At 69.1% G+C, this 13,514-nt stretch carries 17 protein-coding genes; 8 read left to right on the top strand and 9 right to left on the bottom strand.

Annotated elements, in window-relative coordinates:
- Nucleotides 1–122 precede the first annotated feature (122 nt).
- From ACVOK1_RS18315 to ACVOK1_RS18305, 3 genes are read right to left on the bottom strand one after another with little or no spacing between them, the layout of a single operon-like run.
- Entirely contained in the window at nucleotides 123–806 is a 684-nt protein-coding gene (locus ACVOK1_RS18315) for an HAD family hydrolase (protein WP_481562863.1), read from the bottom strand.
- A complete protein-coding gene (locus ACVOK1_RS18310; protein ID WP_108767608.1) occupies nucleotides 803–1,504 on the bottom strand; it encodes a pseudouridine synthase in 702 nt (233 codons plus the stop codon). Before ACVOK1_RS18310 ends, ACVOK1_RS18315 begins: the two co-directional genes overlap by 4 nt.
- Complete coding sequence (locus tag ACVOK1_RS18305; protein ID WP_108767607.1) at nucleotides 1,501–2,565, bottom strand: class I SAM-dependent methyltransferase; 1,065 nt, start codon at nucleotides 2,563–2,565, stop codon at nucleotides 1,501–1,503. The genes ACVOK1_RS18310 and ACVOK1_RS18305 overlap by 4 nt, the downstream gene beginning before the upstream one ends.
- A 158-nt stretch (nucleotides 2,566–2,723) precedes the next feature.
- Between ACVOK1_RS18305 and ACVOK1_RS18300 the strand changes: the two genes are divergently transcribed.
- Entirely contained in the window at nucleotides 2,724–2,987 is a 264-nt protein-coding gene (locus ACVOK1_RS18300; RefSeq protein ID WP_108767606.1) for a hypothetical protein, read from the top strand.
- Nucleotides 2,988–3,026: 39 nt separating this feature from the next.
- Here the strand turns inward: ACVOK1_RS18300 and ACVOK1_RS18295 are convergent, their stop codons facing one another.
- On the bottom strand, nucleotides 3,027–3,329 hold the full coding sequence (locus tag ACVOK1_RS18295; RefSeq protein ID WP_481562862.1) for a DUF3247 family protein: 303 nt from the start codon (nucleotides 3,327–3,329) through the stop codon (nucleotides 3,027–3,029).
- A gap of 19 nt (nucleotides 3,330–3,348) precedes the next feature.
- On the bottom strand, nucleotides 3,349–5,373 hold the full coding sequence (locus tag ACVOK1_RS18290; RefSeq protein ID WP_481562861.1) for a PAS domain-containing hybrid sensor histidine kinase/response regulator: 2,025 nt from the start codon (nucleotides 5,371–5,373) through the stop codon (nucleotides 3,349–3,351).
- A gap of 208 nt (nucleotides 5,374–5,581) precedes the next feature.
- Here ACVOK1_RS18290 and ACVOK1_RS18285 point away from each other — a divergent pair, with 208 nt between their 5' ends.
- On the top strand, nucleotides 5,582–6,148 hold the full coding sequence (locus ACVOK1_RS18285; RefSeq protein ID WP_481562860.1) for a DUF3016 domain-containing protein: 567 nt from the start codon (nucleotides 5,582–5,584) through the stop codon (nucleotides 6,146–6,148).
- Between the two features lie 108 nt (nucleotides 6,149–6,256).
- On the opposite strand, the gene alr is transcribed toward ACVOK1_RS18285, so the two are convergent.
- A complete protein-coding gene (alr, locus tag ACVOK1_RS18280; RefSeq protein WP_481562859.1) occupies nucleotides 6,257–7,327 on the bottom strand; it encodes an alanine racemase in 1,071 nt (356 codons plus the stop codon).
- Entirely contained in the window at nucleotides 7,306–8,610 is a 1,305-nt protein-coding gene (locus tag ACVOK1_RS18275; RefSeq protein ID WP_313052355.1) for a D-amino acid dehydrogenase, read from the bottom strand. Before ACVOK1_RS18275 ends, alr begins: the two co-directional genes overlap by 22 nt.
- Nucleotides 8,611–8,759: 149 nt before the next feature.
- Here ACVOK1_RS18275 and ACVOK1_RS18270 point away from each other — a divergent pair, with 149 nt between their 5' ends.
- Nucleotides 8,760–9,239: a winged helix-turn-helix transcriptional regulator gene (locus tag ACVOK1_RS18270; protein WP_108766941.1), complete on the top strand. Its 480-nt coding sequence runs from the start codon at nucleotides 8,760–8,762 to the stop codon at nucleotides 9,237–9,239.
- Between the two features lie 59 nt (nucleotides 9,240–9,298).
- Here the strand turns inward: ACVOK1_RS18270 and ACVOK1_RS18265 are convergent, their stop codons facing one another.
- Both ACVOK1_RS18265 and ACVOK1_RS18260 read right to left on the bottom strand, forming a co-directional pair.
- Complete coding sequence (locus ACVOK1_RS18265) at nucleotides 9,299–9,487, bottom strand: lana protein (protein WP_481562858.1); 189 nt, start codon at nucleotides 9,485–9,487, stop codon at nucleotides 9,299–9,301.
- 115 nt (nucleotides 9,488–9,602) lie between these two features.
- Nucleotides 9,603–9,992: a classical arabinogalactan protein 4 gene (locus ACVOK1_RS18260; RefSeq protein ID WP_481562857.1), complete on the bottom strand. Its 390-nt coding sequence runs from the start codon at nucleotides 9,990–9,992 to the stop codon at nucleotides 9,603–9,605.
- Between the two features lie 137 nt (nucleotides 9,993–10,129).
- Between ACVOK1_RS18260 and msrB the strand changes: the two genes are divergently transcribed.
- The 5 genes from msrB to ACVOK1_RS18235 all read left to right on the top strand — a co-directional run bounded on the left by msrB (nucleotide 10,130) and on the right by ACVOK1_RS18235 (nucleotide 13,392).
- The gene (msrB, locus tag ACVOK1_RS18255; RefSeq protein WP_108767599.1) at nucleotides 10,130–10,597 is read left to right on the top strand and encodes a peptide-methionine (R)-S-oxide reductase MsrB; all 468 of its coding nucleotides are present in this window, start codon (nucleotides 10,130–10,132) and stop codon (nucleotides 10,595–10,597) included.
- Between the two features lie 91 nt (nucleotides 10,598–10,688).
- Nucleotides 10,689–11,543 carry a flagellar motor stator protein MotA gene (gene motA / locus ACVOK1_RS18250; protein WP_481562856.1) on the top strand — a complete coding sequence of 285 codons (855 nt, stop codon included), beginning with the start codon at nucleotides 10,689–10,691 and terminating at the stop codon, nucleotides 11,541–11,543.
- Nucleotides 11,544–11,546: 3 nt separating this feature from the next.
- Nucleotides 11,547–12,503: a flagellar motor protein MotB gene (motB, locus tag ACVOK1_RS18245; RefSeq protein ID WP_481562855.1), complete on the top strand. Its 957-nt coding sequence runs from the start codon at nucleotides 11,547–11,549 to the stop codon at nucleotides 12,501–12,503.
- A gap of 108 nt (nucleotides 12,504–12,611) precedes the next feature.
- Nucleotides 12,612–13,103 carry a hypothetical protein gene (locus ACVOK1_RS18240; RefSeq protein WP_406233194.1) on the top strand — a complete coding sequence of 164 codons (492 nt, stop codon included), beginning with the start codon at nucleotides 12,612–12,614 and terminating at the stop codon, nucleotides 13,101–13,103.
- 13 nt (nucleotides 13,104–13,116) lie between these two features.
- Nucleotides 13,117–13,392: a DUF4031 domain-containing protein gene (locus tag ACVOK1_RS18235; protein WP_367381256.1), complete on the top strand. Its 276-nt coding sequence runs from the start codon at nucleotides 13,117–13,119 to the stop codon at nucleotides 13,390–13,392.
- Nucleotides 13,393–13,514: the final 122 nt, after the last annotated feature.

Raw genomic sequence — 13,514 nt, 5'->3', positions numbered from 1 at the left:
TGTGGACGGGGGGCCCGCCACCGGGCCGCCACCACGGGACCCGCGGGCCCTGGCCGGGGGGGCGGGGTTACGCGTGCCGACAAACGGTCGGCACCCACCAGGGCGGTGGTCGGCACCTACCGTTACCTCGGCAGCAGCGGCACCAGCAGGGCGTGGGCATCCACCAGCGAGCCGACGATGCGGTGGCCCAGCGCGCGCAGTTCTTCATCCGGATGCACCAGGTCCGGTACCTGGATCACGGTCATGCCCGCGGCCACGGCGGCGCGCGTGCCGGCCGGTGAATCCTCCAGCGCCAGGCAGCGTTCCGGTGCCTTGCCCAGCCGCTGTGCGGCCAGCAGGTAGATGTCCGGCGCCGGCTTCGGGTGGGCCACGTCGCCACTGGTGATGACCGCATCGAAGTACGGCAGCAGGCCGGCCGCAACCAGCTTGCGGTTGGCCCGCGGCTGCCGCGTGGTGGTCGCCACGGCACGCGGAATGGCGTGCGCCTTCAGCAGTTCCAGCAGCTCCAGGATGCCCGGCCGCAAGGGCAGGCCGGTCTGCGTGCGCGCCTCGTAGAGGTCGTGGCAGCGTGCCGCCATCGTCTCGATCATCGCGTCCGACACGCCCTGCCCGCGCAGCAGCGCCTGGCTGTCACGGTCACCCAGGCCGACCATGCGCACGAAGAACGTCGCGTCCAGCGGCAGCCCGAGTTCGGCGGCCGCCTCGCTCCAGCAGGCGATCGACACCCGCTCGCTGTCGATCATCAGGCCGTCCATGTCGAAGATGACGGCATCCGGGAGGAACGACAGCGCAGCGAGGGAGGTCATGGAGCGAACAGGGTGTCCAGGTCGGTTGAGGTCAGCATCCGCCATTGGCCTTCGTCCAGCCCCTGCAGGTCCAGGCCGCCGACGCGGCTGCGGTGCAGGGCCTGCACGTGGTTGCCGACGGCGGCGAACATGCGGCGTACCTGATGGTAGCGGCCTTCGTGCAGCACCAGGCGCGCCTTGCGCGGGCCCAGCACCTCGAGTTCAGCCGGCAGCAGGGGCGTCTTCTCCGCTTCCAGCATCAGCGTGCCGCTGGCGAACTGCGCCACTTCGTCACCGCGCAGGTCTTCGGCCAGTTCCACTTCGTAGACCTTGGGCAGCTTCGACTTCGGCGAGATGATCCGGTGCAGCAGGCCACCGTCGTCGGTCAGCAGCAGCAGGCCGCTGGTCTCGCGGTCCAAGCGGCCGACGGTGGACAGCACCGGGTCGCGGTCGCGGAAGCGCGGCGGCAGCAGATCGTAGATCAGGCGGCCGGTATCCTTGGTCGAGCAGGTGTAGCCGGCCGGCTTGTACAGCGCCAGCGACAGGCCCACTGGCGGGTCCAGCGGCTCGCCATCAACGCGGATCGCCTCGTGCGGAACCTGGTCATCGGCGTACAGCACTTCGCCGTCGGCATCGGTGACGCGGCCCTCGCGGAACATCCACTGCACCTGCTTGCGGCTGCCGTAGCCCAGGTTGGCAATCAGCTTGACCAGCTTCACTTGCCCTTCCCCTTCACCGCCTCGACCAGCTTGAAGCCATCGCGCTCGGCGATGACACGCACGGCGCCGAAGCTCTCGTTGAGCGTGTACTCGTAGGGCAGATGGCGGTTGGCCACCACGTACAGGCGGCCACCCGGGCGCAGCGCCTGCGCGGCCACGGCGATGAAGCGCTGGCCGATGTCGGGGCGGTCGGCGCGCGACGGCGTGTGGAACGGCGGGTTGCTGATGATGACGTCGTAGCCCGGCTCGACGCCGGCGGTGACGTCGCGCCACAGGAAGCGCAGCGGCAGCGCGCGCGGCGGCGGTGCCAGGTTCAGTTCGGCCAGGGCCAGCGCACGCTGCTCGGCTTCATACAGGTCCAGCGCGGTGATCTTCGGGCAGCGCTCCAGCAGCTCGCGCGACAGGTAGCCGTAGCCGGCACCGAGATCGGCGGCACGGCCGGCCAGGTCGGCGGGCAGGTGCTCGGCCAGCAGCGCCGAGGCCGGATCGATGCGGTCCCAGGCGAACACGCCCGGGCGGCTGAGGAAGCGGCCGCCGACGATCGGACGCACCGCGTCCAGCGCGCTCCAGCGCTTGGCCAGGTCGGCATCGTGCTGGCCCTGCAGCGGCGCGGTCCAGTACACGCGACAGTGGTTCTTGGTCAGGCAGCCGCCGAGGCCGGTCAGCTGCTTGAGGTCGCCTTCGCCGGAGCGGGCGCCCTCATTGTTGGACTGGCAGGCGACGATCCGGCCACCCTCGGCCACCAGGGCCAGGGCGCGGGCGAACAGCGCGCGGGCTTCCTCACGCTGGCGCGGCGGCAGCACCAGCACCAGTGGGTAGCGGCCCTTGCCGGCGGCATCGTCGATCTGGCCGCTGACGGTCCAGCCGGCGGCCTGCTGCAGCGGCTCGGCAAACGGGGCGAAGCTCTGCTCGCAGTGCACTTCGCGGTTGCCGGCGATCTCGCGCAGCGGCCAGCCATCGCGGGCACGGAGGAAGGCGACCGGGCCGTCGGGCCAGTGCAGGGTGCCGTTGCTGAACGGCAGGAGCAGGGTCTGCAGGGGGGCGTCGTTGCTGGAGGCCATCGGCGCGGGTACTTCAAGCGTAGGGCCGTCCATTGTACCGCCCCCGCCGGGCCGGCCCCGGGGGGCCGCTTTGCGAAAGTTCAACGGGCTGTTGATGCGCCGACAACATCGAAGCGTTCAGGGTAAAGGCTCCCCCAGCAAACCCCAGGAGAACCTGCATGCGCGCTTTGTTCGTCGGTGGAGTGGTCGACAACAGTGAGATGGACCTGGAAGGCAGCCATCCGCCCGTGCATTACCCCGAGGACACCGGTGGTGGGCATTCGCGCTACCGCCTGCACCAGGTCGGCCATGGCGCCGATGGCAGCGTGGCCTATGCGGTCTATGGGGCACCGGACCTGGCCGACGACGAAGTGGCCCGCGTGGCCGACGAGCGCGCCTATGCGCGCCGGTTCGAGGCGACGCCGACCGTGTTCGAGCATTGAGATGCGGGGTGGCGCCGGGCATGGCCCAGCGCCACCGTTTCAGACCTGTGACGGCGCCTTCGGCGGCAGCCGGCTGACGCTGGCGATCTCATCCAGCCAGACGTGGTGCTGCTGCACCGGATTGTCGTAGTCGTCCAGGCGCAGCTGGCCGTTGCTGCCCTCATCACCCGCTTCATTGCGGTACTGCTGCAGCGTCGGGCGCACGGCCACGGTGCCCAGCAGGCGGCGGCCATCATGCAGGGTCAGCTGCACCTGCCATTCGCCCCCCAGCTGCGGCAACAGGGCTTCCAAGCGGGCGATCTGCGCTGGATCGGTGTGTATGCGGGGCGCAATACGGGACATCGGTGAACCTCCTGGGTGCTCAGTGCAATGCGTCGCCACGGCGTTCCGGCTGCACGCTGCGCACGGCCGAAACCAGCTGCGCCACCGAGTACGGCTTGGCGACGTGTTCCTGGAAACCCGAGGCCAGCGCGCGGCGGCGGTCGTCGGCACGCGCCAGCGCGGTCACCGCCACCGCCGGCAGGTCGGTCGCCGCCACGCCCATGTCCTCGCGCAGCGTGCGCACCAGGCCATAGCCATCCATGCCCGGCATGCCGATGTCGGTCAGCATCACCTGGTACTGCAGGTGGCCGCTGTCGGCCAGCAGGGCCAGCGCTTCACCGGCCGAACTAACCGCCGAGACACTGGCGCCCTGCTCTTCCAGCATGCGCCGCAGGTATTCCAGCACTTCCGGCTGGTCATCCACGGCCAGCACATGCAGGCCGCGCAGCGGATACGGCTCGACCACGGTCGGATCAAGGATCGGCCCGCTGAACACTTCGCGCAGCGGCCGGCGATCGGCATCGGGCAGGTACTGCGGCAGGCGCACGGTGAATGTCGAGCCATGGCCATGGCCGTCGCTGGCCGCGCTGATCGTGCCGCCGTGCAGCTCCACCAGCTGCTGCACGATGGCCAGGCCCAGGCCCAGGCCGCCATGGCGGCGGGTGGTGGTGCCATCGGCCTGGCGGAAACGGCTGAACAGATGGTGCAGGAACTCCGGCGCGATGCCGTCGCCGGTGTCGCGCAGGGTGATCGTCCAGTAGCCGCCATCGGCACGCACCTGCGCCTCGATGCGGCCTTCGGCCGGGGTGAACTTGATGGCGTTGGACAGCAGGTTCCAGAACACCTGCTGCAGGCGCGTGGCATCGCCCAGCACCAGGCAGGGCTGGTCGGGCAGCTGCAGGCTGACATCCAGCGCCTTGCCCTCGGCCACCGGCTCCTGTGCCCCCAGGGCTTCGCCCAGCTGCGTGCGCAGGTCCAGCACTTCCACTTCCAGCTGCACCTTGCCCAGCAGCATGCTGCTCAGGTCCAGCATGTCCGAGATCAGGCGCTTCTGCGCCGTGGCGCTGCTGGCGATCACGTTCAGGCCCTTGAACAGCGGGCTGGTGTTGTCCACCCGCTGCAGCAGCAGTTCGCTCCAGCCGAGAATGGTGGTCAGCGGCGTGCGCAGCTCGTGCGACAGCGTGGCCAGGAACTCGTCCTTCAGCCGCGCCATGTTTTCCGCGGCACTGCGCGCGGCGCGCTCGGACTGCAGCAGCTCCTCGCGCGCCAGTTCGATCTCGCGGCGCTCGGTCACGTCCGGGCTGCTGCCAGCCAGGCCGATGAAGCGACCCATGCGCGAGAAGCGCGGCCGTGCGTTCATTTCCAGCCAGCGCCACTGGCCATCGGCCCGCCGCGCGCGCACCAGCGCATGCATCGAGCGCTGCACCGTCAGCGCTTCCTGCAGCTCGTATTCGAACACCGAGGCGTCGTCCGGATGCACCAGGCCACGCCAGACATCTTCCGGCACGCGGGTTTCGTCGCCGCCGAAGAATTCGCTGAAGGCGCTGTTGACGAACCGGGCATGGCCGCGCTCGTCCAGCACCCAGACCGGCATCGGCAAGCCATCGGCCAGCGCGCTGAACCGCGCCTCGCTCTCGCCCAGCTCCACTTCGATCTGCTTGCGCGCGGTCACGTCGAAGAACAGGATGCCGACCTTGTCCTCGCCCGGCTCGCCCACGCGCACGGCGTCCACCGCGAACGAGCGACCCAGTGCGCGCGCATCCATCTCGAACTGCGCCGGTTGCCCGGTGCGTGCCACTTCGCCGTAAATGCGGAACCAGTCGCGTTCGTGCTGCGGCTCCAGCGCGGTCATCCGCTTGCCCTGGGCCCCCTTCAGGCCGGTGTGGCGCTCGAAGGCATCGTTGACCTCGATGAAGCGACAGTCCACGGCCTGCTCGCCTTCGAACAGCACCTGGATCACGCAGAAGCCGGCATTGATGTGCTCGAGCACGCCCTGATGCAGGTCGGGTTCGGGCGCCGGCGCCTTCAAGGGCGGGCGCTCCGCGAGGGGCGGCAGTGTGGACAAGGGCGTGGGGGACGGACCGGGTGGAGGTACAGCATCTTCCAGAGCGCGTATTCACAGCGTCAAGCGACGTCAGTCAGGCTTGACGACCATGAATTCGCGACAACTGCTGTCGCATATGACGCAATCGGCCATTGCTGGCGCCCGGCCGCAGGATCACACTCGACCTGTAAACCGACACCGCCCCGATCACGGGACGCAGGAGACCACCATGAACCGCTCGCTTTCCGCCGCCCTGCTGCTGGCAGGCGCCCTGGTCGTGGGCAGCGCCACCGCTGCGCCACGCACTGTCACCGATCCGCAGGCACCGCGGGCGCTGAAGGCCGATGGTCCGGTCAGCGTGAAATGGGACGATCCGGCCACCTTCACCGAGATCCGCCGCAGCACCAACCGCTTCGAGGCACAGCGCGGCGACTGGGTGCAGCAGCTGGCCCGCTACGTGCGGACTGCCGCAGCCAAGCCGCTGCAGCCGGGGCAGACCCTCGACGTGACCCTGGTGGACATCAAGCGCGCCGGCGACTACGAGCCGTGGCACGGCCCGCGTGCCGACGGCATCCGGATCATGCGCGACATCTACCCGCCGCGCATCACCCTGCAGTACACGCTGAAGGACGCCAGCGGCCGCATCGTCGACGAAGGCGAGGCCAAGCTGAGCGACAGCGGCTACCTGCACAACATCGGGCTGCGCAGCGACAGCGACCCGCTGCGCTTCGAGAAGCGCCTGATCGATGACTGGGTGAAGCGCCAGTTGACCACGCAGGCAACCGCCGCGCGGTGATCAAAGGCCGCCGGGGCGGGGCCCCCCCCCCCCCAAGGCCCCGCGGCCCCCCCCCCGGCGGTCGTGACGCGTGCATCCTGGTAGTGCCGGCCGCTGGCCGGCATCACCTCACTCCTGGTAAACCCGGGCCACGCGCTTGACCGCGCACGGCAGCTGGTAGGCACTGACACCGCAGCGCGGGGCCAGTTCGGCCAGGGTCGGCGCCGCGCCCCACAGTTCCACCACGCTGCCGATGCCGGCCTGCGCATGCGCAGTCAGGTCCACGGTCAGCATGTCCATCGACACGCGGCCGATCAGCCCGCCGGGCTGGCCATCGATCAGCACCGGGGTACCGTTCGGGGCGAACTGCGGGTAGCCGTCGGCATAGCCCAGCGCGACCACGCCCACGCGGGTGCGGGCCTTGGCCACGAAGCGGGCGCCATAGCCCACCGGCTCACCGGCATCGATCCAGCGCTCGGCGATCACCTTCGACTGCATGGTCATCACCGGGCGCAGGCGCGCGGTCAGCGTGGTGTCGTCCGGCAGCGGGTTGGCCCCGTACAGCATCAGGCCCGGCCGCACCCAGTCGCTGCGCACGTCCGGCCAGCCCAGCAGGGCCGGCGAGTTGCACACGCTGGTCTCGCCCTGCAGGCCGTCGATGGCGGCCTTGAAGGTAGCGGCCTGTTCGTGGGTGCGTTCGCTGTCCAGCTCATCGGCACGCGCCAGGTGGGTCATCATCACGATGCGCTCCACCTGCGGCAGCGCCGACAGGCGCGCATGCGCAGCACGGAAACCGGCCACGTCCAGGCCCAGCCGGTGCATGCCGCTGTCCAGCTTCAGCCACACCGTCAGCGGGCGCGGGCTGTCGAAGGCGGCCAGCGCCTCCAGCTGCCACGCCGAACCCACCGAGAACCACAGGTCATGCTCGGCCACCAGGGGCAGCTCGCTGGCCTCGAAGATGCCTTCCAGCAGCAGGATCGGCGCGCGGATGCCGGCCTGGCGCAGTTCCAGCGCCTCTTCAATCGTGGCCACCGCGAAGCCATCGGCCTCGCCTTCCAGCGCCTGCGCGCAGCGCACCGCGCCGTGGCCATAGGCATCGGCCTTGACCACCGCCAGCGCCTTGCCGCCGCCCAGTTCGCGGGCCAGCCGGTAGTTGCTGCGCAGCGCGCCCAGGTCGATCAGCGCGCGGGCAGGACGCATGCGCGGCTCTCCTGCTGCGGGGCCTGGCCATACTGGCCGTAGCGGAAGATATCCAGGCCCTCGGTGCTGATCTGCGGCTGGCGCGCGCTCATCAGGTCGGCCAGGTAACGGCCCGAGCCGCAGGCCATGGTCCAGCCCAGCGTGCCGTGACCGGTGTTGAGGTACAGGTTGCGGAACGGGGTGGCGCCGATGACCGGCGTGCCGTCCGGGGTGGCCGGGCGCAGGCCGGTCCAGAAATCGGCCTTGGCCAGGTCGCCGCCCTTCGGGTACAGGTCGCGCACCACCAGTTCCAGGGTCTCGCGGCGGCGCTGCGACAGCGACAGGTCGAAACCGGCCACCTCGGCCATGCCGCCCACGCGGATGCGGTTGTCGAAGCGGGTCACGGCCACCTTGTAGCTCTCGTCCAGGATGGTCGAAGTCGGCGCCATCGCCGGGTCGGTGATCGGCAGGGTCAGCGAATAGCCCTTCAGCGGGTACACCGGCAGGCGCATGCCCAGCGGCGCCACCATCTGTGGCGAATAGCTGCCCAGCGCGACCACGAAGCGGTCGGCGGTTTCCAGCCGGCCGCCGATGCGCACGCCGGTGATGCGGTCGCCATCGAACTCCAGGCCGCTGATGTCCTGGTCATAGCGGAACTCGACGCCGGCGTCGGCCGCCATCTGCGCCAGGCGGCGGGTGAACAGCTGGCAGTCGCCGGTCTGGTCACGCGGCAGGCGCAGCGCGCCTACCAGGCCATCGACGTGGGCCAGGGCCGGTTCGGCCTGGATGATGCCGGCGCGGTCCAGCACTTCGTACGGCACGCCGTACTGGGCCAGGATCTCGATGTCCTGCGCCGAGGCGTCCAGCTGCTGCTGGGTACGGAACAGCTGGGTGGTGCCGAGATCGCGGCCTTCGAACTCGATGCCGATCTGCGCGCGCAGCTCGTTCAGGCAGTCGCGGCTGTATTCGGACATGCGCACCATGCGCGCCTTGTTGATGGCGTAGCGCTCGTGGGTGCAGTTGCGCAGCATCTGCCACAGCCAGCGGTACTGGGCCAGGTCCATGCCTGGCTTGATCGCCAGCGGCGCATGCTTCTCGAACAGCCAGCCGATCGCCTTCTTCGGCACGCCCGGGGCGGCCCACGGCGAGGTGTAGCCGAACGACAGCTGGCCGGCGTTGGCAAAGCTGGTCTCCAGCGCGGGGCCGGGCTGGCGGTCGATGACCGTGACTTCAAAGCCGGCCTGCCGCAGGTACCAGGCACTGGTGGTGCCGATCACGCCGCTGCCGAGAACGAGGACTCGCATGGGAACTCTCCAACCCGATGATTCCCTGCGTTTGAGCACGCCGGGAGCATAATCGGGGAAGTATATTCTTCCGTTCCTAGACGATTTGCCTGATTTAGCTATCACAGGCAGGATGTTTTCCTGTGATTTACCCCCGGAGGTTGACGGCCATGGCCACACGCCCGCGCGAGCTGGACAAGATCGACCGCAAGATCCTGCGCATCCTGCAGGCCGAGGGCCGTATTTCCTTCACCGAGCTGGGTGAACGGGTCGGCCTGTCGACCACCCCCTGCACCGAGCGCGTGCGCCGGCTGGAGCGCGAAGGGGTCATCACCGGCTACCACGCGCACCTCGACCCGGCGGCACTGAAGGCCAGCCTGCTGGTGTTCGTGGAGATCAGCCTGGCCTACAAGTCCGGCGACATCTTCGAGGAATTCCGCCGTGCGGCGCTGAAGCTGCCCAACGTGCTGGAGTGCCACCTGGTCTCGGGCGATTTCGATTACCTGCTGAAGGCGCGCATCAGCGAGATGGCCAGCTACCGCAAGCTGCTGGGCAGCACCCTGCTGACCCTGCCGCATGTGCGTGAATCGAAGAGCTACATCGTGATGGAAGAAGTGAAGGAGACTTGGGCGCTGCCGATCGCGGATTGAGCGGCTGGGCCGGGTTTGGGGTCAGAGCCCGCTGCGCGGGATCCGACCCCTGGCGTCGGTCAGCGCTGCTGCGGGTGCTTCTGCGACCCCTGCTGGCGCTGCTCCCGCTGCTTGCCGCCCTTCTGCGGCTGCTGCGCATCCATCTGCTGCTGTTGCTGCTGCGGGCTGCGGCTCTGGCCCTGCTGCTCCTTGCCGGGATGACGGTTCTGCTGGTTTTTCATGATCGCGATCCAGTGGACGAAGGACATGCATCGGCGGTTGCCGGTGCAGGGCCACGGTGGTCCCGGCGCGGTTAATCGCAGGCGAAAAAACAGTGATCGGCAGGACGTCGTTTTCGTGGGTTCAGGCCCACCACGGCGCACTTCACGGTTTGATCTGCTGCCCGTCGCCCGCCGGCACGCTGTCGTAGTACCGGCCGGTGCGCGAATCGAACACGCGGTTGGGGCCCGCCGGCTTCACCCCCGGCACGATGCGGCCGTTTCGGTCGTACACCTTGTCTGGTGCCCGCGTGGCCGGCGTCGATGCCGGTGCCACCTGCGCCGGGCCGGCCGAGCGGATCGGCTGCGCCGGCTGGCGCGGCACCTGCACCGGCAGTGCCGGGTTGGCGGGCGGCGGCGGCGCCTGCGGCGCGACCGGGGGCGGGTTCACGCTGTTCGTGCTCCGCGTGGCCGTCGGGCTGGAGGACGTGGGCACCTGGGCCTGGGCAGCCAGCGGCAGCAGGGCGGTCAACAACAGGGCAAGACGCGGTGTCATGGCACGCTCCTTCGTGTGAGAACTCGACTTTGCGCCGGGGCCTGTGTGCCGGCCATGAATGGCCATCACACTTGCAACGGCCGCCGCGCACCCCCACGTTTGCCAGCATCCCCAGGCCACACCCCCACGGAGCCGGCATGAGCGCTTTCGACCTGACGCCCCCCACCGCCACCCAGACCGACGCCCTGGTGGCCGGCCTGAGCGCCGAGGAACGCCGCGTGCTGCTGCAGCACGGCACCGAGGCCCCGTTCTGCGGCGTGTTCCTCGACAACAAGCGCGAGGGCGTCTACTGCTGCCGCCTGTGCGCGCTGCCGCTGTTCCGCTCCAGCACCAAGTTCGATTCAGGCACCGGCTGGCCCAGCTTCTTCGCGCCCTACGACCCGGCGCACGTGACCGAGATCCGCGACACCAGCCACGGCATGGTCCGCACCGAGATCACCTGCGCCCGCTGCGGCAGCCATCTGGGCCACGTGTTCCCGGATGGCCCGCCGCCCACCTTCGAGCGCCACTGCCTGAACTCGGTCTCACTTTCCTTCGTCGGCAACGGCGAGCCGTGGCCCAATCCCCTGCAGCGTGAAGGCGCCGAGGCCGGAACGGCGGGCTGATCACCCCCGCTGACCGACTTCACAGAATTCCCTCTTCAGAAACACCGGTGTCAGGCCGACAAGGAGATATCCCCTCTCCTTGCGTCGCGCCATGCTCATCATCGTTGGATTCCTGGTCGTCATCATCAGCGTCCTCGGCGGCTACCTGGGCGCCCACGGTCGCCTGGGTGCCCTCTGGCAGCCTTACGAACTGGTCATCATCGGCGGCGCGGCCGTCGGTGCGTTCCTGGTCGGCACCCCGGCCAAGACGGTCAAGCAGACGCTGCAGGCGGCGATCGGCGTGTTCAAGGGCCCGCGCTACAAGCAGCAGGACTACATCGACGTCCTCAGCCTGCTCTATGAACTGCTGAACAAGGCCCGCCGCGAAGGCTTCATGTCGCTGGAAGACCACGTCGAGCGCCCCGCCGAGAGCGCCCTGTTCGCCAACTACCCGAAGGTGCAGGCCGACCACCACCTGATCGACTTCATCACCGACTGCCTGCGCCTGATGATCGGCAGCAACATCGAGCCGCACGAACTGGAGCCGCTGCTGGAGCTGGAGCTGGAAAAGCACCACGCCGAAGCGCTGGCGCCCTCGCAGGTGATGAACAAGGTGGCCGACGGACTGCCCGGTTTCGGCATCGTGGCGGCGGTGCTGGGCATCGTCATCACCATGGGCTCGATCGGCGGCGACATCGTCGAGGTCGGTGGCCACGTGGCAGGCGCCCTGGTCGGCACCTTCCTCGGCATCCTGCTGGGCTACGGTTTCATCGGTCCGATGGCCTCGGCGATGGTAGCCCGTGCCGAGCAGGACAGCCGCATCTACGAATCGGTCAAGACCGCCCTGCTGGCCTGCCTGCGCGGCTACAACCCGAAGATCGCCCTGGAATTCGCCCGCAAGACCCTGCCGTCGAACGTGCGCCCGGCGTTCTCCGATTTCGAGCAGCACCTGAAGACGGTCAAGTAAGCCATGGCCGAGAACAAGCCCACCGTCATCGTCCGCCGGGTGAAGAAAGGCGGCCACGCCGCCCATCACGGCGGCTCGTGGAAAGTGGCCTACGCCGACTTCGTGACTGCGATGATGGCCTTCTTCTTGGTGCTGTGGCTGATGGCCAGCACCAGCAAGCCCGAGCGCGCGGCGATTTCCGAGTACTTCCGCAACCCCAGCCCGCTGGCCGGGCAGAGCCCCACGCCCGCACCCGGCATGGCCGGCCCCGGCGGCGCCAGCACCTCGATGATCAAGCTGGGCGGCGCCACCGACGTCTCCCGCGGCAACAGCAATGATCCCTTCCAGAACCAGAAGGAAGCGATACCGCAGCCGGTGGACCAGCACCAGCGCGACAAGCAGCAGCTGGAAGCGCTGATGAAGGAGCTGCAGGAAGCGATCAGCAAGAGCCAGGCGCTGGAGCCGTTCAAGGACCAGCTGCTGCTGGACCTGACCCCGGAAGGCCTGCGCATCCAGATCGTGGACAAGCAGAACCGGCCGATGTTCGACCTCGGCAGCGCCACGCTGAAGCCCTACACCCAGCAGATCCTGCACGAGCTGGCCGAGTACCTGAACCACGTGCCGAACCGGATCAGCCTGACCGGCCACACCGATATCACCGCCTATTCGGCCGCGCGCGGCTATGGCAACTGGGAACTGAGCGCCGACCGCGCCAACGCCGCGCGCCGTGCGCTGGTCGATGGCGGCATGGACGACAGCAAGATCACCCGCGTGGTCGGCCTGTCCTCCTCGGTGCTGTTCGACAAGGCCGATCCGCAGAACCCGATCAACCGCCGCATCAGCATCGTGGTGATGACCAAGGCCGCCGAAGAAGCCGCCCTGGCCGGCGCCGGCCCGCAGGTGGGGCTGTCGGCCGCCGTGGCCGACCCGGATGTGCAGGCCGCGCAGGGTGAGGCCGCGCCGCCGGCGGTAGCACCCTGAGCCGGGGTCGGATCCCTTTCCCCCGGAAAGGGCTCTGACCCCTGACCGGCCTCCGCCGCGCGGCACCCAGTACAATGGCGGTCTTTCCTTTCCAGGTGACCCCACCCCATGTCCCAGAACTCCAAGGCCAAGCGCGACAAGCGCAAGAAGCATCAGGCCAAGCGTCCGTTCCTGCGCCTGAATGCCCAGCAGCAGGTGCAGAACCACGCCGTGCTGACCAACGAAGACGGCCAGGCCGTGGCTGCCATCGGCCTGCAGGGCCGCGAGTGGCTGCTGGCCATCGGCGGCCAGACCATGGGCAACGCCGACAACCCGGTGCCGATGCTGGCCATGCTCAAGCACCTGTCCAACGTGCAGGAAAAGGAAGGCCGCACGGTCAACCTGGAATATTCCGAGCTGATGCAGAAGCTGCTGGACACGCTGGCTGCCGAAGCCGGCCAGACCGCTGACGAGTACCTGGACAAGCTGGTCGCCGAGTTCGAAACCGAGCAGGCCGAAGAAGGCGAAGACGCCGCTGAAGGCGACGTGGTTGAAGCCGCTGCCGACGCCGAGGCCGCTCCGGCCGACGCCGCCGACACCGACGGCAAGCCGCAGGCCTGAACCGGCCGCGGCGGTGGCGGTCTACGTCGATGACGCGGTGCATCCCTGGCGCGGACAGCGCTGGGCGCACCTGATGGCCGACACCCTGGCCGAGCTGCACGCGATGGCGGCGCAGCTCGGCATTCCGCCGCGGGCCTTCCAGAACAAGGCCAGCGGCGCCCACTACGATGTCAACGCGGACCTGCGCGCGCAGGCGATCGCCCTCGGCGCACGCGCCATTTCCCGGCATACCGACCGCGAGCTGGTGAAGGCCGTGATCGCCAACGCACGGGCGCAGTACCGGCCGTAGGCCGGTACGGGTAGCGGCGGGGCAATACGGCGGGCGGCGCACCGCCCCGCGCCACACGCCCGGGGGGAGCCCGCCGGGACCGAGGGGGAGGGGGGGGCGCTATCAAACTACACCCCCCCAGC

The organism is Stenotrophomonas sp. STEN087 (assembly GCF_056759115.1).
The sequence above is the reverse complement of the archived record's forward strand: the minus strand, read 5'-3'. Positions and strand labels throughout refer to the sequence as shown.